Below are 26469 nucleotides of genomic sequence, written 5' to 3' on the forward strand. Positions count from 1 at the left end.
AAGGTCTATTCACAAGTTTAATCTAAATGTAAAAATTGAGTTTTCTGCCCCAATATAGCGCATAATTAAACTGAAATTTCGTGAATTTTATGGAGGCTTGAAGTTCGAAAATTAAGGGTCAAGCAGGGGTAAAAGGAATGAGCAGTTGGAAATCTTTTTACGAGGAATTTAATTAGTTTTCCAATAAAACAAAAAGGCCTCTCAGAAGTTCCTGAGAAGTCTTTTTCGTTGAAAACACTGATACCGGTGGTCGGGGTCGAACCGACACTCCCGAAGGAACATGATTTTGAGTCATGCGCGTCTGCCAATTCCGCCACACCGGCACAATAAAAAATAATGGCAGTAAGTAATTAATGGAGGCGACACCCGGAATCGAACCGGGGATAAGGGTTTTGCAGACCCGTGCCTTACCGCTTGGCTATGCCGCCATAATAATGGAGCGGAAGACGGGATTCAAACCCGCGACCCCCACCATGGCAAGGTGATGTTCTATCACTGAACTACTTCCGCATTAAATTGGCCCAGCTGGATTCGAACCAGCGCATCACGGCACCAAAAGCCGTTGCCTTACCGCTTGGCCATGGGCCAAAATTTATGGGGCGATTAGTGGGGATCGAACCCACGCGTGCCGGAACCACAATCCGGTGTGTTAACCACTTCACCATAACCGCCATAATGATTAAAAACAGGGGTAGTAGGAATTGAACCCACACTGGAGGTTTTGGAGACCTCTGTTCTACCTTTAAACTATACCCCTATAATATGTAAATGGAGGGAGAAGGATTCGAACCTTCGAACCCGTAGGGAACGGATTTACAGTCCGTCGCGTTTAGCCTCTTCGCTATCCCTCCATAGTAAAAAATAAAATATAAGGAATAGATATTGGCATCTATTGTTTAAAATATAATGGTGCCGATCAGAGGACTTGAACCCCCAACCTACTGATTACAAGTCAGTTGCTCTACCAATTGAGCTAGATCGGCACGAACAAATGGTGGCTCGAGGCGGAATCGAACCACCGACACGAGGATTTTCAGTCCTCTGCTCTACCGACTGAGCTACCGAGCCATTATGTAAAAAACAAATGCTGATAATATTAAATGAACAGCCTATGTTGTAAAAAACAAAATAAAATGGCGGATCCGAGCGGATTTGAACCGCCGATCTCCTGCGTGACAGGCAGGCATGTTAACCCCTACACCACGGATCCACAATTGCGGGGGCAGGATTTGAACCTACGACCTTCGGGTTATGAGCCCGACGAGCTACCAGACTGCTCCACCCCGCGATGATATGGTGGAGGATATAGGGCTCGAACCTATGACCCTCTGCTTGTAAGGCAGACGCTCTCCCAGCTGAGCTAATCCTCCATATAATTTTGAACAAGCCATTAAAAACACCATTACATTCTAATACATGGCTCATAAAAAATCAAGTAAAACAATGACCCGTACGGGATTCGAACCCATGAACCCACCGTGAAAGGGTGGTGTCTTAACCACTTGACGAACGGGCCAGAAAAGCAATTGTCGTAACATCTTGCCGCCGACTTTTAAAATGTTACCATCATTCATACCAAATTGCAAGTGTTTTTATAATTAATTTTTAAAAATCAACTATTCCAGTATAACCGATATATGCCAATTAATACAACAACAAATAGGCAGCACATTTTTATCATGCTGCACTGCTGCCCCTCTCTTGATTATCTCATCATGCTGCTGCATAAAAAGAGCCCACCCACAATGGATGCCCTTCTACGCCCCTCTCAGTACTCTCAAAGCAGTTTGTTGCCTGAATGGGAATCACTGTGCATAACCTTCTCAAGGTCACTGGAAGATAACGGACGATAATAATAATAGCCCTGAACTAAATCGCAGCTCCATGTTCTTAGAAACTCAAGTTGAACTTGGTTTTCAACACCTTCAGCAATCAACTGAAGGTCTAAGTACTTCGCTAAATTGATAATTGCTTTGGTAATGCCGGTTCCCTTGGCACTATAACCAATATCTTGAATAAATTGCATATCCATCTTCAGACGATCAACAGGCAATTTTTTTAAACGTCCTAATGAGGAGTACTTTGTTCCAAAATCGTCAATTGACAGTGACACGCCAAGTGCTTTTAAATCGTTAAGCACACGCACGATGTACTCGAAATCCTTTGTTGTTGCACTTTCAGTTATTTCAAGTTCAAGAAGCTCAGGATCAATGCCTGTCTCATCAAGTACTTTTTTTACCTGGTTGACAAGCAGCGGGTTGCGAAGCTGAACAACTGATAAATTGACAGCGACACGAACAGCGGGTATACCTTTATCAAGCCATTTTTTCAGCTGAGTGCACGCCGATTTTAATACCCACTCGCCTATTGGGTTAATTAAACCGGTCTGTTCCGCCAGCTCGATGAAGACACCAGGCGATATGTTCCCGAGTTCCGTATGTTTCCATCTGAGCAGTGCCTCAACACCAACGACCTGTTCCGTTTTTAGACAAACCTGAGGCTGATAGACAATGCTCAATTCATTTCTTGGGAGTGCATGAAAGAGACTGCTCATTAATCTCAGCCTCATCTGCAGCCTGTCTTTCATCTCTTTGGTACATAGAGCATATTGGTTCTTCCCCTTGCTCTTCGCCTCATACATAGCCGTATCAGCGCTTTTAACCAATGTTTCGGTATCATCTCCATCATCGGGATATAGAGCAACACCTGCACTGGCTGTAACAAATACTTCTTGTTCACGAAGCATGAATGATGTGTGAAACAATTTCATGATTTTATCAATAGTGCGGATTGCCTCTTCAGGTTCTGAAATGTGATTAAGCATGATCAGAAATTCATCACCGCCAAATCGCGAAACGGTATCCGCCGGGCTGATGCAATGCGATAATTGGCCGGTTACCTTCTTAATCAGCAGATCTCCGGCTTCATGTCCTAGTGTGTCATTCACATCTTTAAATGAATCTAGATCTAAGAAAACGATCGCAATCTTGTTGCCCGTTGATTCTGCATGGCTCATTGCTCGTTTTACACGCTCGCCAAATAACAAGCGGTTAGGAAGACCTGTGAGTTCATCAAAATAGGCCATAAAATGAATCCTTTTCTCTGCAGTTACTTTGACCAGCGCATCCGCAAAAATGTTTGCTACAATTTCGAGCAGACTCATCCAGTTAATGTTCCAATCGTTCGATGTTTTTGTCGATTCCAGCTTTAAATGTCCAATCGCAACGTTATGAACGGTAATGGGAACAGACAGTACGGATTGAATTCCTTTCTTTTCAAGTTCTTGCCGAATAACCTCAGCCTCGCGAGGCAGCTTTTCACGATCCGAAATGTGGATGATGCTGTTTTCACCAAATTGTTTTACCCATTCTTGTGAATAGGTCGCGAAACCATGAACAATCTGATTTGGATTTTTCTTATTCCAAAAAGAGCTGTTTTCCGGATCCATAAAATTATATTCTGCTACACTTAGGTTGAGCGAGACATGATCAATATCAAAGAATTCTCCGATCGCTTTAAGGATATTATCCATCTTTTCTTCGACATTAAGACGACTTACCGTCACAAAGTTTGCTGAGATCTTTGATGCGAATTTTTGCACACGCATCTGCTCCGAATTCTGCTTCAATCTGAGAATATAAATTCGATTCACATAAAAGGCAAAGATAACGCCCGCGGCTAAGATTGTAAGTCTGCTTATATAGACATCACTTCTCAACGTAAGATGCAAACTTTGGGCTGAAATCCACACATAGATCTGCGTGAGAAAAGAAGATAAGGATATTGCTGTAAGCATCATTCGCTGATTGAACACCAATGAGCCAATAATTGTTACAAATGGGATTGCAAAGATTACAGAACTCGTGTTTCCTGCTAATTTTATGATGAATATGGGTATAATTAAAGAAGCGATAATGGTGTAAATTGCTTCCATATCACTTCGATTCGTATGTCGTCGATTACAAATGAATAGGGAAACACCTAATCCAATAAGTAACAATCCTGTTTCAAAACTCGAGACAAAGCTTTCATTTTTTGAAAGTAAAAATTGACAGACAAAATAGACGATTCCGCACAGTACAAGAACCATCGACGACAGATCATACATTTTTGTGCGATTTTCTTCATTAAGAATCATTTCTGCTTCATCTATGGTTGGATTACTCATCAATCTGTATTTCCTGATACAGTAACAGATGGACGCAATGAAGAGCATGAAGAGGATTGGCGCCATTTGTGGCACAGGCAGAAAGTCAAATGAATTATTGATCAAGTCGGTAAATGTGCCCAATATACTAACGACAACATATCCCCCAAAAATAACCTTTGCCTGATGCTGTTCATCTTTTGTTGTTGCATGTTTTCTCCAGTTCCAAAGCATCAATAGACCCGCTACTAAAAATACCGTGAAATAGCTATAGAAAAAAAAGTCCCAGCCATTGTTTACTGCGAGATTCACCCATAGACCGTCACGCTTAATAAATTGATACTGCGCAGCGGCCATGGGGGCCGAAAGACCAAATACATAAACCGTAAGCGCAGCAGGCAGATAAAGTGCCGGATACATCCACACTTTTTTAAGAATCCGTTGATTTCCTGTCAATATAAAACAAAAGTGCAAAAGCGCTCCGTAAAAAGTGCCCCAGCCAATGGCTGAAAATCTTCTCCAAAACAAACAGATTGTACTGCTCGGTGCAATCACAGAAATTGAAAATCCAAATGACCAGATGCACAAACACATACAAACAGTAAAGAAAATACGATTTAATTGATCCTTCGCATTTTTCAAAATCACATAAGTACCTAATAGCACACTGATTATGCAAACAATCATAAATAAGAGTGAGAAAAAATGCAGATTTGACGTTTCCATTTACTAACCTTCTTTCACAGTCACCAAAACATTACATTCGTATGTATTCAAGTCAACCGGGCGTCATTATTTTAATTATTCATTTCACTAAAAATCACGCGTCAACTATTCTTTTTCGCTCTACCTTAAGTTTATTATGAACTTGGTCTACATAATACTGCATTAAGGACAAATAGTCTATGCCATTAGTATCGGTACAAATAGCCAATTGGTGAACCTATATTCACTAAAAAGCATAAAAACCGTAAAAAAGAAAACCATACACAGATTGAACAGATCTATGTATTGTCAACTACTTTTTCGCATGTTGATTTTTATCGTCATCTATTGTAGCATGGCCGCAAATCGGAACTTCGCTTGTTGGTGTGAAAAAGCGCAAGTGAACATCATAATCATCTGGATCATCAGATGGCATCATAAAAGCTGTCTCAGAATTGTTTAACTCCTTATATAATAAAATTAATATACTAAAACTTGAAACATCAAAAATGGGCTTCACAGCTTATCCTGTAAAGGATTAGCACAAAAATAAAAGCAAGAACACCGATAACTCGGTATAATTGAAGTGTCGAATCCCAATTAACCGAGGAGTGTTCATGCCATGAAAAGTATATCACGAAATGACCATCCATCTCTTGGAATTTCTTCTTCAGTCCAGGAATTTTTTACACGATTTCGTTTGAGTCAACTTGCGAGAGCCTCAAACGCCACAAAGGCAAAGGGGGTCCCCTTCCGGGTACTGTTCTGTTATCTCATTAGCACGGTCTTTTCAAACAAGTCAGCGTATCGCGATTATTTGAAGCATCAAAATCAGCTGAACTTCTCGGATAAGACCTTTCGCAACCTGCTCAACAACGGCAAGATTAACTGGCAAAAGTTTCTGATTCTGCTCTGTTGCCGGATCATTCAGTTCATTAAACCCTTGACGGATTCGGCACGGAAGCCTGTGTTCATTGTGGATGATTCCATGTATGAACGCGCCCATGCGAAACGCGTGGAGCTGGCGGCGTTTCAATTCGACCACGCCAACCATCGGCATGTGCGCGGCTTTCGGTTTCTTCAACTAGGCTGGAGTGACGGCAACACTTTTTTGCCGGTCACCTTTTCCTTGCTTTCGGGTCAGAATCAGGTATGCGGTACAAAAGCTGATGCTCGCACCCATTCTGGAAAGCGGAAGCTTCAGGCCCAGCGTAAAGCGCCTGATGTGGTTCGAGAACTGCTTTCTTCTGCCCTGAGGCATGGCGTCCGAGCATCCTATGTTTTGTTTGATTCTTGGTTCTCTAGTCCTAAAATGTTTCAGCAGCTGCGTCAACTTGGCCTTCATACCGTCGCTATGGTGAAACGGTCGAAAAAGGTTTATTACCGGTTCAATGGTCAAATGATGGACGTGAAAGCGATCTTCAACGCTCAGAAAAAACGTCGTGGACGCTCACGCTACCTACTTTCTACCGTTGTAGAAGCGGTTGTTGAGGGAGAGGTCTTACCCCTGAAACTCGTATACGTCCGCAACCGTCGTAAACGCAAAGAGTATCTGGTCTTAGCGTCAACCGATATCCAACTTTCTGAAGATGAAATCATCCAGCTTTATGGAAAACGCTGGTCCATTGAAGTGTACTTCAAGATGTGCAAGCACTATCTTCGACTCGCTAAATACCAGGGTTTGTCTTATGACGGGATTTTTGCGCACACCGCCCTGGTCGCTATCAGTTATTCCCTTCTTGCGGTTCAGCACCGTGAACAGGTGGACGATCGCACTTTGGGTGAGTTGTTTTATTTGATGGTCGATGAGCTTTCGGATGTGACCTTCGTCGAAACGCTTCAGCAGTTGATCGACTTATTTCAAGAAGTTTTCAAAGACGAGTATGTTCTTTCTGAGCAAGCAGTCCATCACATCATCGAAAATTTTCTAGAGAAGCTACCTACCAGCTACCAGAAACAGCTGACAAAAGCGGCGGCCTGACCTAAATTATTCATAGTAATCATAGAGCAGGCAAGGGATGGGTGCGCTTTTTTAACTTTCAAGTTTTAGTTAATATAAAAAAAACACAAAAGCAGATGTAACCATTTATGCGAGAATTCTTACTAAACACTGATCAAATGGTAAGTTCTATGAACCCATTGATTTTAAATTATCCTTCTTATCATTAAATGTTTATAAAAAACAAAAAACCTCGAAAACGCTTGTTTATCAACGTTTTCGAGGTTTCTATGATGCACTTATGACAGTGCCTTAGCGGAGAGCGAGGGATTCGAACCCTCGAGACGGCTCAATAACCGTCTACACGATTTCCAATCGTGCTCCTTCGGCCACTCGGACAGCTCTCCAAAAAAGGCTTCACAACAACTTATCATTCAGATCATCTAGCTCCACCACGATACAAACACTATGGAGTGATCTACCGACAAATGTCGTGAAGCACAATCAATATTATATATTGCCTGGCAGTGACCTACTCTCACAGGGGGACAGCCCCCAATTACCATCGGCACAGAAGAGCTTAACGACCGTGTTCGGGATGGGAACGGGTGTGACCTCTTCGCTATGACCGCCAGACTTCCGGCTCGCATGAGCCTTCAAAACCGGTAACGAAAGCAATCGAAACAAAACAAGTGAATCCAAGGTATTCTGGGTTAAGCCCTCGACCGATTAGTATCTGTCCGCTGCACACCTCACGGTGCTTCCACTTCAGACCTATCAACCTCATCATCTCTAAGGGGTCTTACTGATTTAAAATCATGGGAAATCTCATCTTGAAGGGGGCTTCATGCTTAGATGCTTTCAGCACTTATCCCGTCCACACATAGCTACCCAGCGTATGCTCCTGGCGGAACAACTGGTACACCAGCGGTGTGTCCATCCCGGTCCTCTCGTACTAAGGACAGCTCTTCTCAAATTTCCTACGCCCGCGACGGATAGGGACCGAACTGTCTCACGACGTTCTGAACCCAGCTCGCGTACCGCTTTAATGGGCGAACAGCCCAACCCTTGGGACCTACTTCAGCCCCAGGATGCGATGAGCCGACATCGAGGTGCCAAACCTCCCCGTCGATGTGAACTCTTGGGGGAGATAAGCCTGTTATCCCCAGGGTAGCTTTTATCCGTTGAGCGATGGCCCTTCCATGCGGTGCCACCGGATCACTAAGCCCGACTTTCGTCCCTGCTCGACTTGTAGGTCTCGCAGTCAAGCTCCCTTGTGCCTTTACACTCTGCGAATGATTTCCAACCATTCTGAGGGAACCTTTGGGCGCCTCCGTTACCTTTTAGGAGGCGACCGCCCCAGTCAAACTGCCCGCCTGACACTGTCTCCGAACCGGATCACGGTTCAGGGTTAGAATGTCGATATCGTCAGGGCAGTATCCCACCGATGCCTCCACCGAACCTAGCGGTCCGGTTTCCAAGGCTCCTGCCTATCCTGTACAAACGATACCCACATCCAATATCAAGCTGCAGTAAAGCTCCATGGGGTCTTTCCGTCCTGTCGCGGGTAACCTGCATCTTCACAGGTACTATAATTTCACCGGGTCTCTCGTTGAGACAGTATCCAAATCGTTACACCTTTCGTGCGGGTCGGAACTTACCCGACAAGGAATTTCGCTACCTTAGGACCGTTATAGTTACGGCCGCCGTTTACTGGGGCTTCAATTCAAAGCTTCTCCCGAAGGATAACCTCTCCTTTTAACCTTCCAGCACCGGGCAGGTGTCAGCCCCTATACATCACCTTACGGTTTAGCAGAAACCTGTGTTTTTGGTAAACAGTCGCTTGGATCTTTTCACTGCGGCTCATCGGACCCGTAGGTCCGACGAGCACCCCTTCTCCCGAAGTTACGGGGTGATTTTGCCGAGTTCCTTAACGAGAGTTCTCCCGAGCGTCTTAGAATTCTCTTCTTGCCCACCTGTGTCGGTTTGGGTACGGGCACCGTTTCACTCGCTAGAGGCTTTTCTTGGCAGTGTAGGATCAGGCGCTTCGGTACTTAAGTTCCCTCCTCATCACCGTTTGGCGGATAGCAGCGGGATTTGCCTCGCTGCCGGCCTCGCGGCTTGAACGCACACTTCCATCCGTGCGCTCGCCTTACCTTCCTGCGTCCCCCCATCACTCAAACGTGAAACGCTGGTACAGGAATATCAACCTGTTGTCCATCGCCTACGCCTTTCGGCCTCGGCTTAGGCCCCGACTAACCCTGAGCGGACGAACCTTCCTCAGGAACCCTTAGGCTTTCGACGGAGAAGATTCTCACTTCTCTTTTCGTTACTCATACCGGCATTCTCACTTCCAAACGCTCCAACATGCCTCACGGCACATCTTCAATGCCCTTGGAACGCTCCCCTACCATGACCTTACGGTCATCCGCGACTTCGGTGCTGTGCTTAGCCCCGTTACATTTTCGGCGCGACGCCACTCGACCAGTGAGCTATTACGCACTCTTTAAATGGTGGCTGCTTCTGAGCCAACATCCTGGTTGTCTGGGCAACGTCACATCCTTTCCCACTTAGCACAAACTTAGGGACCTTAGTCGGCGGTCTGGGCTGTTTCCCTTTCGACGACGGATCTTATCACTCGCCGTCTGACTCCCGGACGTAAGGGCTTGGCATTCGGAGTTTGACTGAACTCGGTAATCCTGTGGGGACCCCTTATTCAATCAGTGCTCTACCTCCAAGTCTCACTCATCCGAGGCTAGCCCTAAAGCTATTTCGGGGAGAACCAGCTATCTCCGTGTTCGATTGGCATTTCACCCCTACCCACACCTCATCCCCGCATTTTTCAACATGCGTGGGTTCGGGCCTCCATTCAGTGTTACCTGAACTTCACCCTGGACATGGGTAGATCACACGGTTTCGGGTCGACAACCCTAAACTCATTCGCCCTATTCAGACTCGCTTTCGCTGCGGCTCCGCCTCTTCAGCTTAACCTTGCTTAGAATCGTCACTCGCCGGTCCATTCTACAAAAGGTACGCTGTCACCCCCCGAAGGGGGCTCCAACTACTTGTAAGCACACGGTTTCAGGATCTCTTTCACTCCCCTTCCGGGGTGCTTTTCACCTTTCCCTCACGGTACTGGTTCACTATCGGTCACTGGGGAGTATTTAGCCTTGGGAGACGGTCCTCCCGGATTCCGACGGGGTTTCTCGTGTCCCGCCGTACTCAGGATCCACTCCGGAGTGCACGTTCCGTCGGCTACAGGGCGTTTGCCTTCTTTGGCCGACCCTTCCAGGTCGTTCGCCTGAAACGTGCATTTCTGACTCCATGTGGAGTGTCCTACAACCCCAAAGAGCAAGCTCTTTGGTTTGGGCTGTTTCCCTTTCGCTCGCCACTACTCAGGAAATCGCATTTGCTTTCTCTTCCTCCGGGTACTGAGATGTTTCAGTTCCCCGGGTCTGCCTTACTCTGCCTATGGATTCAGCAGAGCATCCTATCTGTTCAAGATAGAGGGTTCCCCCATTCGGAAATCTTCGGATCAAAGCTTACTTACAGCTCCCCGAAGCGTATCGGCGTTCGTTCCGTCCTTCATCGGCTCCCAGTGCCAAGGCATCCACCGTGCGCTCTTTAAAACTTAACCACTGACGATGAAAATCTTACTCCTCATTCGTCACACATACGATCAACAGATCACGAATAATCCATCAATCGTCTTGGATGTTTCTTGACTTTCTTTCGTTGCTTTCGTTATCCAGTTTTCAAGGTTCATAATGCCGTAATTGACATAATAATGGTGGAGCCTAGCGGGATCGAACCGCTGACCTCCTGCGTGCAAAGCAGGCGCTCTCCCAGCTGAGCTAAGGCCCCACAATAAATGGTGGGCCTAAGTGGACTCGAACCACCGACCTCACGCTTATCAGGCGTGCGCTCTAACCAGCTGAGCTATAGGCCCCCACCAAAATATGCTGAAGGAATGTATCCCTCAAAATCAAACAAAAGTCCAAGCGCTTTGCTATTGATCGTTTCCTTAGAAAGGAGGTGATCCAGCCGCACCTTCCGATACGGCTACCTTGTTACGACTTCACCCCAATCATTTGTCCCACCTTCGGCGGCTGAGTCCATAAAGGTTCTCGCACCGACTTCGGGTGTTACAAACTCTCGTGGTGTGACGGGCGGTGTGTACAAGGCCCGGGAACGGATTCACCGCGGCATGCTGATCCGCGATTACTAGCAATTCCGGCTTCATGCAGGCGAGTTGCAGCCTGCAATCCGAACTGGGGGTGGCTTTATGGGATTAGCTCGACCTCGCGGTTTCGCTGCCCTTTGTACCACCCATTGTAGCACGTGTGTAGCCCAGATCATAAGGGGCATGATGATTTGACGTCATCCCCACCTTCCTCCGGTTTGTCACCGGCAGTCACCTTAGAGTGCCCAACTGAATGCTGGCAACTAAGATCAAGGGTTGCGCTCGTTGCGGGACTTAACCCAACATCTCACGACACGAGCTGACGACAACCATGCACCACCTGTCACTCTGTCCCCCGAAGGGGAACGGCCTATCTCTAGACTTGTCAGAGGATGTCAAGACCTGGTAAGGTTCTTCGCGTTGCTTCGAATTAAACCACATGCTCCACTGCTTGTGCGGGCCCCCGTCAATTCCTTTGAGTTTCAACCTTGCGGTCGTACTCCCCAGGCGGAATGCTTAATGTGTTAACTTCAGCACTAAGGGTTGGACCCCCTAACACCTAGCATTCATCGTTTACGGCGTGGACTACCAGGGTATCTAATCCTGTTTGCTCCCCACGCTTTCGCGCCTCAGCGTCAGTTACAGACCAGAGAGCCGCCTTCGCCACTGGTATTCCTCCACATATCTACGCATTTCACCGCTACACGTGGAATTCTACTCTCCTCTTCTGTACTCAAGCTTCCCAGTTTCCAATGACCGTTTGCGGTTGAGCCGCAAGATTTCACATCAGACTTAAGAAGCCGCCTGCGCGCGCTTTACGCCCAATAATTCCGGACAACGCTTGCCACCTACGTATTACCGCGGCTGCTGGCACGTAGTTAGCCGTGGCTTTCTGGCCGGATACCGTCACTGCAAGAGCATTTCCTCTCCCGCACGTTCTTCTCCGGCAACAGAGCTTTACGATCCGAAAACCTTCTTCGCTCACGCGGCGTTGCTCCATCAGACTTTCGTCCATTGTGGAAGATTCCCTACTGCTGCCTCCCGTAGGAGTTTGGGCCGTGTCTCAGTCCCAATGTGGCCGATCACCCTCTCAGGTCGGCTATGCATCGCTGTCTTGGTGGGCCGTTACCCCGCCAACTAACTAATGCACCGCGGGCCCATCTGTCAGTGATGGCCGAAACCATCTTTCAGCCCTGCACCATGCGGTGCAGGGGATTATCCGGTATTAGCTGCGGTTTCCCACAGTTATCCCAGTCTGACAGGCAGGTTACCCACGTGTTACTCACCCATCCGCCGCTCACTTCCGGGAGCAAGCTCCCTTCTATGCGCTCGACTTGCATGTATTAGGCACGCCGCCAGCGTTCGTCCTGAGCCAGGATCAAACTCTCCAAAAAGTGTTACTTGATGTCGGATGCGAGATCCGGCCTTGCTTTTTCGTTCATAAGATCCATAGCAAAATTGAATTGATTATGGGGTTTAAAACCCTTATATCACGCTTGGCTTTTGTTTAATTTTCAAGGAACATTTCAAACAGCAACTCAAGTATTATAACATTTTCACTAAGTCGTGTCAACAACTTTTTTAAAAATGTTTCAGCGAATCTTTACTTTGCTGAGTGTAATAATTAAGTTTTCATTAAAAAGACAAGATGTATCTTAACATGCAACATGATCTTATGTCAATAGCCAATTCATATGATAATGAATTCATCATAAGCAACCTGACATAATATGACACAATGTCGCAAAAGACAACGTAAACTAATTTATCATGGATGGAGACAATCGTCAATACTTATTTCAACATAATGGCTAAATAACTTCAAACCTTCAAAAAGATGCTTCATCTTTAACTTGCCCTTTCACATATACTGAAGCTTTTTGAACTATGATGAACTATGAAAAGATTTGGTGCGGCTGCTGCTTTCAATTGTCTTATCTTCCGCAGTACATTTTGTTTTCTCAACATACTTTTTCCTGAATTATTCATAAAGCATAATTTCACCGCTTTTTAAGGGGCGATTATTTGAAGAATCGAGTGATTTGTCCTTTATCGCTTTTTAATTTGAGTCAATAGTCGGACGTTCTGATGATCTAAGGGAAAATATACCTACTCAAGAACGGTTAGACAGCCATTTGCCTGTTTCGTAGACAGACTGATCCCGTGTTTCTGTAAAACATGGACTTAAATTCGATTTTCTTACGATATTACACCCGTGCGGGTAATTGTCGGATCTGTTCGAGTATCTGCCAAAACTCTTTTTGATAGAGACAGTGACTGCAGAGTCGAAAGATCAAGTAGCGACCGGAGTGAATCAACCTCCCGGCAATCTTGACGAGTCGAAGGCGGACCGTGTCCATGCGCAGCACTTTCTTCCTCATTGACTTGGGTAGGCAAAGTAAATGGAAGCCGACTTGAAAATTATTAGCGAGCACCCGGATCTGCAGTTTGGTTGCGTTCGCTTCAAAACGAGTGCTGCTCAACTGGTCAAAGGCAAAGCCTTGCTTACCTTCCTTGATCAAGTTCTCCATTGTGCCCCGGTTCTGATAGAACTTGACCACACGTTTAGCCGAAAGGCTCATGTTCGTGACAATAAATGTTGGCTGAAAAAACAGTTCCCCTTCGGGGCGCTCCAGTTTTACCACCACCCGACGGGAGGTGTCCCAGGAAGCGGCCTGATACGAAAACTCAGTGTAAAATATGGCGGAGGTACCGACTGGACAATGCTTCTTTTCTTGAAGTTTTTCTGCCAAGTTCTGCGCCTTTTCATTCAGTCTGTGATTGGCTTTCAGACGAATCGCATAAAAAACAGCTTTTTCCTCACACAAGGTATACAATCCAGGAACGGTGAATCCGCTGTCGCCACGGAGTACCAGATCCTGTCCGGGGACAAGCGAACGATAATGCTCCAGCACAGGTCGGATAAAGTCTACCACGCCGCGAGACGTATAGACATTACCGGAGCGCAGGTCAGCTTTTAGGCAAGCACCCGTCAATGAGTCAAACAGGAATAGAGGGTGGAATCCGTTGTCCTGGTAATGGGCATTGTAGGCAGATCCTTCTTGTTTCCCGGCTGTTTCGAAATTGGCTGAATCGACGTCAAGCACCATCTGCTGGCAGTTCCGTAAGGAAAAAAGCCGATCCAGATAAGCTTGATTGATGCTTTTCAGGGACGCAACCGTTTGCGCATCTACTTTTTGATTAACTCGGGAAAGAGTCGGTTGAGAAGCGAGACGATCTTTCCCAAGAAGTGTCGTAAAAATAGGCTCGGTACCGAGTTCATCGGCTTGATCATCCGTGTGATAGCCGGCTAAATGTTGGTAGATTTTTTGAATAATCGCATCAGCATTGGTATGACGTGTATGTGAAACGGAATCGTTAATGTTCAGTTGCTCATGAATAAGCTGACTGAGGCCTATTTTTTCATCAAATTCACGGTAGAGAAGCAAGCCGGAATCTGAGGAAAGTGCACCACCGGTAAAATTGATCTTGATCTTCTTATTGAATTGACACGACTTTTCCTCTACACTGAGCATATGAGGAACCTCCTTGTATGGTGTTGGTTTGGTCACCTATTATCATACAAAGGAATGGTTCCTTTTTCATTAACTTTTTTCACCTAATGGGTGAACAGTAAAGTTGCAAGTTACCCTTGTTCTCTCAGCGTTTATCGCCTCTCAGGTGTAGTACTGTGAATAATCCAGGTTTTTATAATTCAAGTCTTCCCTAAAATTCTCCTAACTGAATCATAAGTTAGATTTAAAACTAATTAGAGGTTTTATTTAGATCATAAACTCTCCAGCAGCTATAAGAAAAACCGGGCAAAAAAACGCCCGGTCCTTAAATCATGCCGGATTTTGATTACGCTCCGGTTGCTCGCATCAACTGAGCGCGACCGCGGGCAGTCCGGGAGCCTCCTCAAGCAAACTAATACCTGCGGGGTCTCCCCTGGCCTGCACTCCCGCAGGAGTCTCGCACCTGCGCGTTTGGCTCACAACCTTTGGCTTTGGCGAAAATCATATACTTTCTTTCCTTGTAAGAAAAACCGGGCAAGCCCGGTTCTTACACTCACCTCTATTTCACTAGCATTCTGGCTTCATTAAATCAAGCGAGTAAATAAGCGGAAATTTTCCGGTTATATGCATCATGGCACGTGCTTCGCCGGTAAATAAGGGGAATTTTTCCGGTTATGCAAAGTAAAACCCTACCACTCTCACGTTTTTCGATTCGATAAGGGGAATTTCTCCGTCTATTTAAGCTATTTTTTCGTTCATTTTCTAAATAAGGGTAATTTTTCCGCCTATTTATCAGATCGGGCACTTACCCTGATCGCTCAACCGATAAGTGCGGATTGGAATTCAGCATCTTATGACCTTATCGTCGTATCAGCAAGACAAAACGAGTCGAGTAGGACAGCGATTCACATCTTCTGTCCCCTCACGGAACCGTGCGTGCGCTATTTACGCACACGGCTCTTCTTGTTCATGGTTCACAGAATGTAGCTCAGCTCCGACCGAAGTTGATAAATATTGACCTTGATTCGCGGTTGCGGCAGAGGGAAGCGTTTGAGAAATTGATTAAATTTTTCCCATGTGAACGATCGTTTCTGGCTCCTTCTGTTTAACCATTTATACAACAACCGAATCACCTGCAATCGAAAAGCGCTCACGCTTAGACTGTTATCGGTGATACAATAGTAGTTGTAATAGCCGGTCAATGACCTCTTGAGCCGATCCATGATGAAGTCAATCTCTTGGGTCCGATGGCCTTTCAGCCACTGCGAATAGGCTTTGAGTTTGGCACCCACTTTCTTTCGGCTGCTTTTCCTCTTGACTCGAAAATGTCCGCTTTTACTTTGCCCACAATAATGGGTGAATCCCAGGAAGTCAAAAGTCTTTGGCTTCCTGTTTCCATTTCTCTTGGCATTTTCCTGAGCGAATCGTCCGAAAGGGATGATCCTCGCTTTCTCCTCCGCAAGCGCCAAGTTAAATTTTTCTAGGCGCCGCTTCAGATCGCAATAGAATCGTTGGGCTTCCTGTTTATACTGAAAACAACAGACAAAGTCATCGGCATAGCGCACCAGATAAGCCTGTCCCTGGCACTGTTTCTTCACCGCTTTCGTAAACCATAGGTCAATCACATAGTGCAGATAGACGTTAGCTAGGATCGGCGAGATCAGTCCGCCTTGCGGCGTCCCTTGTTCGCTTGCGTGCCAAGTTTCCTTCTCCATGTAACCCGCTTTTAGAAAACGGGCAATGAGCCTCAGAAAGCTTGGATCCTTGATCCGTAGCTTGAGAAAACGCATCATCCATTGATGGTCGACATGATCGAAAAAGCCCCTGATGTCCACATCAACAATGTAGTTCGTGTACTTCTTTTCAATGAAGACATTCAGGACTTTAAGTGCATCATGGCAGTTCCTATTTGGGCGGAAACCGAAGGAACAGTTAAGAAAGTCTTGCTCATAGATGGCATTAAGGATCTTCGCCAGACCCCGCTGAACAATTTTATCCTCATAGGCAGGGATGCCCAGTGGGCGTTTCTTCTTTGTTCCCGGTTTATCAATATATGTCCGCCGGACAGGGAGCGGCCGATAGCTTTTCTGCTTCAGGCGCTTATCCAGATCGGCAAGGTGTTCATCAAGATGTTCTTGATAGCTTGCCTTCGTCATCTGATCGATGCCCGCTGCTTTGTTTCCCTGCAGTTCCCGGTGACAGACCCTCAATTCCTCTACGCTCAATAAATGAGCCAGAGAGGTGAAGGCCATCTTCGGATTTTCCTTCGCTAGCTCTGCTATTCTTACCTGTTTTGTAGTCATCTCTACTGTCACCTCTGTGTGTGCCGATGTGTCCCAGATAAGATTCATAAACAAGGGAAAACACCTTCCCTCAACCGGCATTACCCGATATCATGGGTACTATGTGCTTCCTCCGACTTCCCAGCAGACATTTAACGTCCTTACATTTGATTGCTTGGTTCGCTATACTTTCTTTCGAAAGACCCGCTGGGATCTCCCGAGTTGCCGTACCTTATTGATGCTCAGCGTGCCATGGTCTCTGACCCCGGGGAACCCCCAGACCTCTTGCCTTAACGATGTCTGGCGTGTTGCCTTCTGGAAGTATAACGCCATCGGCATTCCCATTTCATAAGTTTTCGAGGCTCAATCCCTTCAACCACTTGGCTTACGGCCCACTGGCTCGCTGTCTACGCTTAAAAACCAAAGTTGCCTTTCGTTCTCCAAGACTCGCTACGGATGAGTGGCTAGCTCTTTTCCGACGGGCTTCCCACCCGCTATAAGGCACGACCTTGCTCGGTCGCTCTATACTTTCTTTACTTGTAAGAAAAACCGAGCAAAAAGCGCCCGGTCTTTAATCTCCAGCCATGTGTGATTGGTTTGTGTCTTTACAGTGTTGAATCATCGCTTCGGTTGCTCGCTTGCCGCGGGCGCACCGCGAGCCTCCTCAGACAAGCAGAAATCTGCGGGGTCTCGCTGGCACCTGATCCTGCAGGCGTCTCGCACCTCTGCTTTGATTCTCGGCCAAGACACTGGTTTATTCGTTTAAATACGGGGCAAATTCTTATACTTTCTTTACTTGCAAAAAAAACCAGAAGCGAATCCGTCAACACAAAACGGCTCGCTTCTGGTTTTTTTAGACATATTTTTTTAATGATTGAATCAGCTAATGCTTGATTCTTGCTGTGGCTTTGAAGGAGTAGCTGATTCTTTAGCTTGACACTCCGGACAAACGCCGTAAATTTCAAGACGATGATGGTCCACTTTGAATCCGGTAACCTGTGCAGCCAGTGCTTCTACTTCATCAAGTGCCGGGTAAAAGAAATCGACGATTTTCCCGCATTTACTGCAGATCACATGATAGTGGCGCTTGGTTGAAAAATCGAAGCGGCTGGAAGCATCGCCATAGGTAAGTTCTTTGACTAAGCCGGTTTTTTTAAATACGCGTAAATTATTATATACAGTCGCAACACTCATATTAGGAAATTTGTGTTCAAGCGCTTTATAGATTTCATCCGCTGTAGGATGTGAATCTGAAAAGACTAGATATTCAAGAATCGCATGACGCTGCGGTGTAATGCGTACACCAGAGCTCTTTAGCATCTCAATCGCGTGATCTACTTTTAACATATTATCGCTCATCGTCATGCACCTCACTTTCAAAGATAGTGATTATTAAAATCAATTATCAGATTACAATGGTTATAATTATATTTTTAGTTTACATGGTTAAAGCTTGTCCTGTCAATGTTCAGTACTTGCTAAAGTCTAGAGAGCATTCACCTTATATTTTGCCACATTCACTCTGTTACATGCATCTAATCGAAAAAATTAAGCGGGCAATGAGATCCGCTTCTAGATTACGGAAGAACATTTACCGATTAAATGGTGTTTGAAAGTGCTCGAATGACCTGCTTTGATGACCGCACGCCATTCAGCCGATATTAAGCAAAAAAATCAGGATCTTGAAACACCTGATTTTTTCATTTAAGTATTCTGTTTGAGAATTACTTTACTTCATTATATGAGCTGTTCTTTAATGTACTGATACACTTCTTCAACATGTCCCGCAACTTTTACCTTCGGCCAGACTCTACTGATGGTCCCTTCTTTATCAATAACAAAGGTGGAACGAACAATCCCCATTGCTTTTTTCCCAAACATGTTCTTCAGTTGCCAGCTTCCGTACGTTTCGGCAATTTGATGATCAGGATCAGATAAAAGTGTGAAGGGCAGCATATGCTTTTCGGCAAATTTTTGGTGTTTTTCGATTGGATCAGGGCTGATTCCGAGAACGACGGTATTGAGTTTTTCAAAACGGCTGTTTTGATCACGGAAATCACACGCTTCCGTTGTGCACCCTGGAGTCATGTCTTTCGGATAAAAATACAGGACAACATTTTTTCCCTTAAAATCAGATAGAGATACTTCCATTCCATTTGTCTCTTGTAATGTAAAGTCAGGTGCTTTCGTTCCTGCTTCCAACATTGTGATCAATTCCTTTCAGTCAATTCGTTTGCGAAGGTCAAAGTCCGTTCATTTCTTAAAGATGCACGAAATGATCCGCTTTATTTCAATAGAGAAGATACTTGTACCAGTTAAATCATACCCCGATCAGACAGTAAAGTGAACTTATGCGCTTCTGCAATCACCGCAATCAGGCGGTCACTCACTAAAAATGGTAGAATAAGAAGGTAAAATCGTCTAAATGTAGGTGATCATATGGATATAAGAAGTATTACACGGAGAATAGAAAACGACGGTTCAATTATCGGCGAAGATACGGCGAAAAAATCGGCGGTCATTCTGCCACTGATTCATAAGGACAATACATGGCATATTCTTTTGGAAATTCGTGCTGCGCAATTAAAGCGGCAGCCTGGAGATATTTGTTTTCCCGGAGGACGCAGTGAAAAAATTGATGGTTCCATGCATGCTACTGCCATACGTGAAACATGCGAAGAATTAGGAATCCAAAAAGAATCCATTAACGTCATCGGTCAAATGGGCACATGCATCGCGACCTCTGAATTATTCATTTATCCATTTGTCGGTGTCATTGACTCGTCTGAAACACTTAATCCCAACCCTGGTGAGGTTCAGGAACTATTTACAATACCGCTCCCATGGCTCATGAAACAGATCCCCGAAAAACACTCGCTCATTTTTTCCGTGGATAAAAATGCAGAATTTCCGTTCGAACGGATTGTATCAGGAAAAAATTATGCATTTCGTAATATGCAAATTACTGAACCTTTTTACGACTATCAAGGAAAAACAATTTGGGGACTCACCGCACGCATCCTCGAACATTTTGTGTTTTTGATGAACCATCGCATGTTTGATTAATTTCTCATTAAGGTTCATTGCTTGTCATTTATTTACTTGTATTGGATACTTGAGTGAGAAATGTCACTTTATTGGTTAGAGGAGAGATCGGTACAATGAATATTACTACTTCAGAAAAACTCTATGCAGAAGCGCTTGAGCATATTGTCGGAGGCGTTAACAGTCCTTCGCGTTCTTATGCCGCGGTCGGCGGGGGTGCCGCGGTGTTCATGAAAAAAGGAAAAGGTGCATATTTCTGGGACGAAGACGGGAATCGTTACATAGACTATTTAGCTGCTTACGGACCAATTATTACCGGATTCGCTCACCCGCACATCACCGAAGCAATCAAAAAGCAAGCTGAACTCGGCGTTCTGTACGGCACACCGACGAAATTGGAAACTGAACTTGCCGTTATGCTGAAGAAGGCCATTCCTTCCTTAGACAAGGTGCGCTTCACCAATTCAGGTACGGAATCGGTGATGACAACTGTCCGTGTGGCTCGTGCATACACAGGAAGAAAGATTATTTTAAAATTTTCAGGAAGCTATCACGGACATTTTGACCTCGTTCTTGTTGCAGCAGGCTCAGGCCCTTCCACCCTTGGCTCTCCAGATTCGGCCGGTGTAACGGAAAGTACGGCTCATGAAGTCATCACAGTTCCATTTAATAATGTGGACACACTCCAGCAAGCGTTCGACAAATGGGGCTCGGATATCGCAGGCGTGCTTGTTGAACCAATCGTCGGCAACTTCGGGATGGTTATGCCTCAGCCAGGCTTCCTTGAAGCGGTTAATGAAATCGCCCATCAGTTCGGTTCAGTCGTGATCTACGATGAAGTCATTACGAACTTCCGATTCATGTACGGCGGCGCACAAAACTATCTCGGTGTGACCCCGGATCTCACGGCAATGGGCAAGATTATCGGCGGCGGACTGCCAATCGGTGCTTACGGCGGCAAAAAAGAAATTATGGATGAAGTTGCACCGCTTGGTCCGGCCTATCAGGCAGGAACTATGGCAGGAAATCCGCTTTCCATGGCGAGTGGCATCGCATGTTTGGAAGTACTTCAAACACCGGGGATTTATGAACGAATGGACCGTCTCGGAAAGAAGCTGGAAGACGGAATGCACACGATCAACGAAAAATACCGTCTCCCAATTGCGATCAATCGTATTGGCGGAGCGATGACGTTGTATTTTTCCGATCATGAAATCACAAACTACGAAGAAGCAAAAGCAACCGACAGCGAAATGTTCGGACGTTTCTTCAAATACATGCTGGAGAAGGGCATTAATTTAGCACCTTCGAAATATGAAGCATGGTTCTTGACGACCGAACACAGTGAACAAGATATTGACGATACACTGGAAGCTGTTGATTATGCTTTCGCTCAGCTCGCCAAGTCTTAATGTATTTATAAGAGGAGAGCGGCCTGAGCCGCTCTTTTTTTCTTAAGATAAGGAGGAGGAACACCATGCATCTGGGTGCCCGCAGTCTGAAAACCGGCGTTGCCGTAACTGTTGCATTAATGACCGCTTTAGCATTTGGGATGACTCCACCGATCATGGCCGGAGTCGCTGCTGCCATGACGACACGACCATCGGTCCAACGCTCCATTCGGGCGATGGTCCAGAACATCTACGGCAATTTCATCGGTGCGCTCATTGCGGTTGCCGCGGTCATCATTTTCGGCGACACATCAATTGTCGTCGGACTGACCGTCGTCTTTGTCATCGCGATCCATCTTAAGTTCGGATTGCATCGGACACTCACCTTGACGATGGTGACGGTCATTTTCATCATGTCGAGCGGTATGAGCGGCGGCAACGAGTTCCTTCTTGAAGGGGTTCGCCGTTTCTCCATGATTTGCATTGGTGTTGTTTCTGCGACACTGGTTAATTTGCTGATCTTCCCGCCTCATTATGAAAAGACACTCTATGAGCAGATTCTTGATCAAACCACGCAGCTTTTTAAATGGACGCGGCTGCTCAGCGGAGGTGCTTCAGATAATACGAAGATCAAAAGCGAACTAGCGGCTTTCGACAGCAGAAAGCTGAAAATCGAAAATTATTACCACTGGTATAAGGAAGAACGTGTTTTCAGGAAAAAAGCGATGCCGGTGAAACTGCGGCGTACGGTTATCTTTCGTGAAATGATCACCGCAACGCGATTGCTCCATCAAGCCTTGAATGAGCTGGACCGCAATGAAAATGCTTTTCGGCTCCTACCGGATCAATTTCGGGAAACACTCAGAATTCAGTTAAGCGGATTGATGACGTTTCACGAGCGCGTGCTGCTCAAATTTGACGGCAAAATTAGGGGAAAACGACATGAGGAGCAGGCAAAAAAAGATTATCAGCATCGCATCGATCTTGCCAATTCCTTTTTTTCCTTCTTCTCGCAAACTAACAACGATGAATGGCTCGACATTCTTCCACTTTTGTCAACAATCATTGATTACAGTCAGCATGTTGAACATCTCGACCTTCTCGTCAACAGCTATCAGTCGTTTCATAAAAAGTCGAATCAGATTCGATAAATTCATCTAAATCTTCATACTCATATTATGCAAAAAAGGAACGGCTCCAAGGACCGTTCCTTTTTCTTTTCTCACATTGGACTTTAATTCACCTGGATTGGTCTGAACTTTTCTCAGATTCTATTGATTTTTTCCAGATATTTACTGATCTTTGCCTGGAATAACGGTTCGCAAGTGCGCAAATGGGGTTGCAGCCTTGTTTTGCTTTCAAGTTGTAGCATGACTAAGTCCAAAGACTTAGCTCAAGATACAGCTTCGGCTCATTATCTGCACATCGCCTTTTTTATATGATTAGGACATAGAAAGGAGGATCACATACATGAAAAAATTTGCCTTGTTTCTGCTTGGAGCCGTCAGCTTGATCGTCCTGCTTACTCAGTTGGGATCCATGGTTGGTTTAATTGTCAGTCTGGCTGTCCTGTACTTTGCATTTAAGAAGTTCAACAAAGCCGCTTCCACCGGAGGAAAAGTGCTTTGGGCGATCGTGGGGATTATTGCCCTGTGCTTCTCAATTGGCAATGTTCCTGCCATCATCGGCATCATCGCACTTGCCGGTCTCTACTTTGTATACAAAACGTGGAAGAATGAAAAACCAGTGATTGTCGAACCGCGCGACCCATTTGATCACTTCGAGAAAGAATGGAAGGAATTCCGCTAAATTTTTATACGATCTTAGCTTGTGATTGTGTAACAAATACATCAAATAAAAGGAGCAACCCATAATGAGCAATCTATTTACTCGTCTGAAAGACTCAATCTCTGCTGATCTGAACGACATGCTCGACCAAAAAGAGCAAAAAAATCCAATTGCAACACTAAATCAGCACTTGCGCCGCTGTGAGGCTGAAGTTAAGCGGGTACGCCAATTAATTGACCGACAGTATCTGCTCAAGGATCAGTTTATTAAGGAGTATCATGAAGCCTCTGAGATGGCTGCGAAAAGAAAGCATCAGGCTGACATCGCCGAACGCGCCGCGGAGACAGAATTGTACACTTTTGCATTAAAAGAACATGAGGATTATGCACAGAAAACAGAGCAACTGAAAAATGCCTACGAAACGACCGTCAAACAGCTTGATCAGCTGGAACAGAATTACGCAGAAATGAAACGAAAATTAAAGGATATGTATTTAAAACGCATGGAGCTGATGAGCCGTGAGAACATTGCCAATGCGAATCACCGCATGAACTCAATCATTCAGCCAGAGCGGGCATTTGGGCAATCGTTTTCCAAATTTGAGGAAAGCGAAATGTATCTCGAACAGCTTGAACAAAAGGTGAACACCAATTATCATCAGAATACGATTGATGCCCGAATTCGCGAAATCGAGCGCGAACTTGAAAAAGGCAAAACCAATTGAGGAAACAGTACGGTCTAGCTTGTCCCACATAACGATGCTAAAATGGAAAAAGGTGCGATGAACGCCTTTTTCTTATCTACATAATTCAGCTGAACTGCAACACGAAAGGCAGATGATCCAACATGTTTGAGCAACTGAAAAATGATAAATACAGCTGGCTCATTATTGTCTGCCTGTTTCTCATTATTCTCCAAACGCTGTTCGACGGATGGGGTTTCCTATTCCCTGCTGTACTATTCGGTGCAATGCTTTACTATGGACGAAACAACAAGCACTCGCGAAAAGGAAAAATTCTGTTCTGGATCGGCGTGATCGGACTTGTATTCACCATTTTTAATCTGCTTGTTTTTAAATTCATTATCATCGCTTTATTTATCTGCTTTGTTATCGATTTCATTCAAAGGAAAAAAAGTCCAAAGCAGATTACACCCGACTTTGATCATCCTTCTGCTTTTGAAGACAAAGTAACGATTCTCTCAGGGCTGCTCAAAAATAAATGGTTCGGCCACCAAGAAACCCCTGACCAAGGCTATGAATGGCAGGATATCAACATCCAAACTGGTGCCGGTGACACAATCATTGATCTCAGCCAAACGATCCTCCCGAAAAAGGAATCGATTATCTTTATACGCCATCTTGCAGGGAGAGTGCGTATCCTCGTTCCTTACGGTGTTGAGGTTGCCATGCACTACTCAATTGTGCTTGGGCAAGTCGATTTCTTCGATCATCATGAAAGTCAGTTGATTCATGAATCGAGAATCATACAATCTGACGGTTATGATCAAGCAGAGCAAAAAGTTAAACTGATGATTTCTGCAGTTGCCGGAAGTCTGGAGGTGCTGCGCGTATGACCGCAGTCAAAAGGCAAATGATCGTCGGCATCTGTTTTTCACTTGTTTGCTTAATCCTCTTTTCTTCAGTATTCTTTATTGCCTTCCCTCCTTCTAAGTGGTCATTGCTCTGGAATCAGCAGGTGTGGCATCTGCCCTTTGCTTTTATCGTGCCGATTCTGGCGCTCTTTATCGGAGGTGTCGCCGGCCTGATTTCCGGTTTGTACTGGCGCAGGCAACTCGTCATTGTCAGCGATACACTCGATGGCGCCATGCAAGGAAAAGAGGCAGGCGGTGACAACGTCTATTCCTGTGACGTGCAGCCGATTATTAACCGTACGCAGCAGATCAGTTCCAAAATCAATGAATTGACACAGCTGGCGCAGCAGGCTGCAAATGATAAATCGGAAATTGAGGAGAAGGCGATCCAGAAAATTGTTTCTGAAGAACGCAATCGTCTTGCCCGCGAACTGCACGACTCTGTGAGTCAGCAATTGTTTGCTGCATCGATGCTTATGTCGACAATTAACGAGTTGCGGCCAGTATCGGATGATATGGAAAGTCGTCAATTGAAGCTAGTTGAACAGACGATTCATCAGTCCCAGCTCGAGATGAGGGCACTCTTCCTCCATCTACGGCCGGTACAACTTCATGGAAAAGCATTTAAACAAGGAGTGGAGGAATTACTTCTCGAACTCAAGCAAAAAGTTCTGCTCAACATCAATGCAACGATCGAACCGATTAAACTGGAACGCGGTATCGAAGATCAACTGTTCCGTATTCTGCAGGAGACGGTGTCGAATACCCTGCGCCATGCCAAGGCACAGAATCTGGACGTGCTGTTCATTCGACGTGAAGGATTCGTCATTCTGCGCGTTACTGATGACGGGGTCGGCTTTAAAGCACAAGCGACAAAACCAGGTTCATACGGTCTGCAGAATATGAAAGAGCGTGCTGCACAGATCGGCGGTCAAATTAAATTAGTGAGCGTTCCCGATAAAGGAACGAGTTTGGAAATTAAAGTGCCCATAATCGAAAGGGATGAAAACAATGATTAACGTTGTTTTTGTTGATGATCATGAAATGGTACGCATCGGCGTATCCGCTTATTTATCAGCACAGCCGGATATCCAGGTGGTTGGAGAGGCTGATAACGGTCGTGAAGCTATTGACTTAGTTTTGAAATTGAAGCCGGATATTATTTTGATGGATCTGGTCATGGAGGAAATGGACGGCATCGAAGCAACAAAACAGATTGTGGAAAAATGGCCGGAGGCAAAAATTATCATTGTTACAAGTTTCCTTGATGATGATAAGGTCTATCCTGCGATTGAAGCCGGAGCTACGAGTTATCTTCTTAAAACATCCAAAGCAAGTGACATCGCCAAAGCGATCCGTTCAACGTACAATGGTCATTCCGTACTCGAACCTGAGGTTACGGAGAAAGTAATGTCTCGGATGAAAAAGAACCAAAATAAAGCACTGCATGACGACTTAACCAACCGTGAAATGGAAGTTCTGCTGCTCATGGCCAGTGGTAAAAGCAATCAGGAAATTGCTGATGACCTTTTTATTGCTTTGAAAACCGTCAAAGTGCATGTCAGCAATATTTTAAGCAAACTTGAAGTGCAGGACCGTACGCAGGCAGTTATTTATGCATTCCAGCATAAGCTGTGTCAATAACATGGATTGGCTCATTCGTGAAAAACCGAGCAAAGCGCCCGTTCATTACTCCCGCAGGACGTGATGGCTTTCGCGTTGCATACAGGACGTATGCGTATTTAGCGAAAGCTCCTTTACACGTGCGAAGGTTCCCTCATCTCACTTCAGTTTCATTAAACATTCTGGTCCTTCATTAAGTAATGAGCAAAATAAGCGGAATTTTTCCGCTTATATGCACCATGGGGCTTGTTTGGCGGG

Annotated in this window: 14 protein-coding genes, 16 tRNA genes, 3 rRNA genes and 1 pseudogene; 9 read left to right on the forward strand and 25 right to left on the reverse strand. The window is 45.4% G+C overall.

From position 1 onward, the window contains the following. Positions 1-241 precede the first annotated feature (241 nt). From AC6F33_RS12860 to AC6F33_RS12930, 15 genes and pseudogenes are all read right to left on the reverse strand, one after another. Positions 242-323 (reverse strand) — tRNA-Leu (locus AC6F33_RS12860). A 31-nt stretch (positions 324-354) separates the two neighbouring features. Continuing rightward, positions 355-428, reverse strand: a tRNA-Cys gene (locus tag AC6F33_RS12865). A gap of 7 nt (positions 429-435) precedes the next feature. Further along, positions 436-510, reverse strand: a tRNA-Gly gene (locus AC6F33_RS12870). Between the two features lie 6 nt (positions 511-516). Beyond that, positions 517-588 (reverse strand) — tRNA-Gln (locus tag AC6F33_RS12875). A 7-nt stretch (positions 589-595) separates the two neighbouring features. Continuing rightward, positions 596-671, reverse strand: a tRNA-His gene (locus AC6F33_RS12880). Between the two features lie 15 nt (positions 672-686). After that, positions 687-757, reverse strand: a tRNA-Trp gene (locus AC6F33_RS12885). Between the two features lie 12 nt (positions 758-769). Further along, positions 770-851 (reverse strand) — tRNA-Tyr (locus tag AC6F33_RS12890). 56 nt (positions 852-907) lie between these two features. Beyond that, positions 908-983: transfer RNA gene (locus AC6F33_RS12895), tRNA-Thr, on the reverse strand. Positions 984-992: 9 nt separating this feature from the next. After that, a tRNA-Phe gene (locus tag AC6F33_RS12900) sits at positions 993-1068 on the reverse strand. 66 nt (positions 1069-1134) lie between these two features. Next, positions 1135-1210, reverse strand: a tRNA-Asp gene (locus AC6F33_RS12905). A gap of 4 nt (positions 1211-1214) precedes the next feature. Then, a tRNA-Met gene (locus AC6F33_RS12910) sits at positions 1215-1288 on the reverse strand. Between the two features lie 6 nt (positions 1289-1294). After that, a tRNA-Val gene (locus tag AC6F33_RS12915) sits at positions 1295-1370 on the reverse strand. A 74-nt stretch (positions 1371-1444) separates the two neighbouring features. After that, positions 1445-1516: transfer RNA gene (locus AC6F33_RS12920), tRNA-Glu, on the reverse strand. A 261-nt stretch (positions 1517-1777) separates the two neighbouring features. Continuing rightward, on the reverse strand, positions 1778-4873 hold the full coding sequence (locus AC6F33_RS12925; RefSeq protein WP_500777219.1) for an EAL domain-containing protein: 3096 nt from the start codon (positions 4871-4873) through the stop codon (positions 1778-1780). 325 nt (positions 4874-5198) lie between these two features. Then, a pseudogene (locus AC6F33_RS12930) lies at positions 5199-5321 on the reverse strand (PhzF family phenazine biosynthesis protein); the annotation flags it as partial. Positions 5322-5474: 153 nt separating this feature from the next. Here AC6F33_RS12930 and AC6F33_RS12935 point away from each other — a divergent pair. Continuing rightward, positions 5475-6833: an IS4 family transposase gene (locus tag AC6F33_RS12935; protein WP_255749780.1), complete on the forward strand. Its 1359-nt coding sequence runs from the start codon at positions 5475-5477 to the stop codon at positions 6831-6833. Positions 6834-7107: 274 nt separating this feature from the next. On the opposite strand, the gene AC6F33_RS12940 is transcribed toward AC6F33_RS12935, so the two are convergent. The 10 genes from AC6F33_RS12940 to bcp form a co-directional block, all read right to left on the reverse strand. Beyond that, positions 7108-7198 (reverse strand) — tRNA-Ser (locus AC6F33_RS12940). A gap of 112 nt (positions 7199-7310) precedes the next feature. Then, positions 7311-7427, reverse strand: a 5S ribosomal RNA gene (gene rrf, locus AC6F33_RS12945). A gap of 73 nt (positions 7428-7500) precedes the next feature. Further along, positions 7501-10428 (reverse strand): 23S ribosomal RNA (locus AC6F33_RS12950). 151 nt (positions 10429-10579) lie between these two features. Beyond that, positions 10580-10655 (reverse strand) — tRNA-Ala (locus tag AC6F33_RS12955). A gap of 8 nt (positions 10656-10663) precedes the next feature. Next, positions 10664-10740 (reverse strand) — tRNA-Ile (locus AC6F33_RS12960). 79 nt (positions 10741-10819) lie between these two features. Next, positions 10820-12368: ribosomal RNA gene (locus tag AC6F33_RS12965) — 16S ribosomal RNA — on the reverse strand. Together the 16S, 23S and 5S rRNA genes with 3 tRNA genes alongside form the textbook arrangement of a ribosomal RNA operon. Positions 12369-13181: 813 nt before the next feature. Continuing rightward, entirely contained in the window at positions 13182-14510 is a 1329-nt protein-coding gene (locus tag AC6F33_RS12970; protein ID WP_255745324.1) for an IS1380 family transposase, read from the reverse strand. A gap of 953 nt (positions 14511-15463) precedes the next feature. Further along, positions 15464-16840 (reverse strand): group II intron reverse transcriptase/maturase, encoded by a 1377-nt coding sequence (ltrA, locus tag AC6F33_RS12975; RefSeq protein WP_480947509.1) that lies wholly within the window; start codon positions 16838-16840, stop codon positions 15464-15466. 810 nt (positions 16841-17650) lie between these two features. After that, positions 17651-18130 carry a peroxide-responsive transcriptional repressor PerR gene (gene perR / locus AC6F33_RS12980; RefSeq protein ID WP_255748835.1) on the reverse strand — a complete coding sequence of 160 codons (480 nt, stop codon included), beginning with the start codon at positions 18128-18130 and terminating at the stop codon, positions 17651-17653. 378 nt (positions 18131-18508) lie between these two features. Then, entirely contained in the window at positions 18509-18976 is a 468-nt protein-coding gene (gene bcp / locus AC6F33_RS12985) for a thioredoxin-dependent thiol peroxidase (RefSeq protein WP_255748836.1), read from the reverse strand. A gap of 234 nt (positions 18977-19210) precedes the next feature. On the opposite strand from bcp, the gene AC6F33_RS12990 reads away from it, so the two are divergent. The 8 genes from AC6F33_RS12990 to AC6F33_RS13025 all read left to right on the forward strand — a co-directional run bounded on the left by AC6F33_RS12990 (position 19211) and on the right by AC6F33_RS13025 (position 26232). Further along, positions 19211-19837, forward strand: a complete 627-nt coding sequence (locus tag AC6F33_RS12990; protein WP_255748837.1) for an NUDIX hydrolase — start codon at positions 19211-19213, stop codon at positions 19835-19837. A gap of 95 nt (positions 19838-19932) precedes the next feature. Then, positions 19933-21228 (forward strand): glutamate-1-semialdehyde 2,1-aminomutase, encoded by a 1296-nt coding sequence (locus AC6F33_RS12995; protein WP_255748838.1) that lies wholly within the window; start codon positions 19933-19935, stop codon positions 21226-21228. Positions 21229-21293: 65 nt separating this feature from the next. Further along, on the forward strand, positions 21294-22358 hold the full coding sequence (locus AC6F33_RS13000) for an FUSC family protein (protein ID WP_500777220.1): 1065 nt from the start codon (positions 21294-21296) through the stop codon (positions 22356-22358). Positions 22359-22677: 319 nt separating this feature from the next. Next, the gene (locus tag AC6F33_RS13005; RefSeq protein WP_255748840.1) at positions 22678-23016 is read left to right on the forward strand and encodes a lmo0954 family membrane protein; all 339 of its coding nucleotides are present in this window, start codon (positions 22678-22680) and stop codon (positions 23014-23016) included. Between the two features lie 64 nt (positions 23017-23080). Continuing rightward, complete coding sequence (locus AC6F33_RS13010) at positions 23081-23719, forward strand: PspA/IM30 family protein (protein WP_255748841.1); 639 nt, start codon at positions 23081-23083, stop codon at positions 23717-23719. Between the two features lie 122 nt (positions 23720-23841). Then, positions 23842-24570 carry a cell wall-active antibiotics response protein LiaF gene (liaF, locus tag AC6F33_RS13015; RefSeq protein ID WP_255748842.1) on the forward strand — a complete coding sequence of 243 codons (729 nt, stop codon included), beginning with the start codon at positions 23842-23844 and terminating at the stop codon, positions 24568-24570. Further along, entirely contained in the window at positions 24567-25607 is a 1041-nt protein-coding gene (locus AC6F33_RS13020) for a sensor histidine kinase (RefSeq protein WP_255748843.1), read from the forward strand. Before liaF ends, AC6F33_RS13020 begins: the two co-directional genes overlap by 4 nt. After that, positions 25600-26232, forward strand: coding sequence for a response regulator transcription factor (locus AC6F33_RS13025; protein WP_255748844.1), 633 nt, complete (start codon positions 25600-25602; stop codon positions 26230-26232). Before AC6F33_RS13020 ends, AC6F33_RS13025 begins: the two co-directional genes overlap by 8 nt. Positions 26233-26469 lie beyond the last annotated feature (237 nt).

The organism is Sporolactobacillus sp. BBK16-2 (genome assembly GCF_059878335.1).

Bases quoted from the DNA above. Each gene is read 5' to 3' on its own strand.
- AC6F33_RS12925 (WP_500777219.1), bottom strand. From the start codon at position 4,873: ATGGAAACGTCAAATCTGCATTTTTTCTCACTCTTATTTATGATTGTT.
- AC6F33_RS12935 (WP_255749780.1), top strand. From the start codon at position 5,475: ATGAAAAGTATATCACGAAATGACCATCCATCTCTTGGAATTTCTTCT.
- AC6F33_RS12970 (WP_255745324.1), bottom strand. From the start codon at position 14,510: ATGCTCAGTGTAGAGGAAAAGTCGTGTCAATTCAATAAGAAGATCAAG.
- ltrA (WP_480947509.1), bottom strand. From the start codon at position 16,840: ATGAATCTTATCTGGGACACATCGGCACACACAGAGGTGACAGTAGAG.
- perR (WP_255748835.1), bottom strand. From the start codon at position 18,130: ATGAGCGATAATATGTTAAAAGTAGATCACGCGATTGAGATGCTAAAG.
- bcp (WP_255748836.1), bottom strand. From the start codon at position 18,976: ATGTTGGAAGCAGGAACGAAAGCACCTGACTTTACATTACAAGAGACA.
- AC6F33_RS12990 (WP_255748837.1), top strand. From the start codon at position 19,211: ATGGATATAAGAAGTATTACACGGAGAATAGAAAACGACGGTTCAATT.
- AC6F33_RS12995 (WP_255748838.1), top strand. From the start codon at position 19,933: ATGAATATTACTACTTCAGAAAAACTCTATGCAGAAGCGCTTGAGCAT.
- AC6F33_RS13000 (WP_500777220.1), top strand. From the start codon at position 21,294: ATGCATCTGGGTGCCCGCAGTCTGAAAACCGGCGTTGCCGTAACTGTT.
- AC6F33_RS13005 (WP_255748840.1), top strand. From the start codon at position 22,678: ATGAAAAAATTTGCCTTGTTTCTGCTTGGAGCCGTCAGCTTGATCGTC.
- AC6F33_RS13010 (WP_255748841.1), top strand. From the start codon at position 23,081: ATGAGCAATCTATTTACTCGTCTGAAAGACTCAATCTCTGCTGATCTG.
- liaF (WP_255748842.1), top strand. From the start codon at position 23,842: ATGTTTGAGCAACTGAAAAATGATAAATACAGCTGGCTCATTATTGTC.
- AC6F33_RS13020 (WP_255748843.1), top strand. From the start codon at position 24,567: ATGACCGCAGTCAAAAGGCAAATGATCGTCGGCATCTGTTTTTCACTT.
- AC6F33_RS13025 (WP_255748844.1), top strand. From the start codon at position 25,600: ATGATTAACGTTGTTTTTGTTGATGATCATGAAATGGTACGCATCGGC.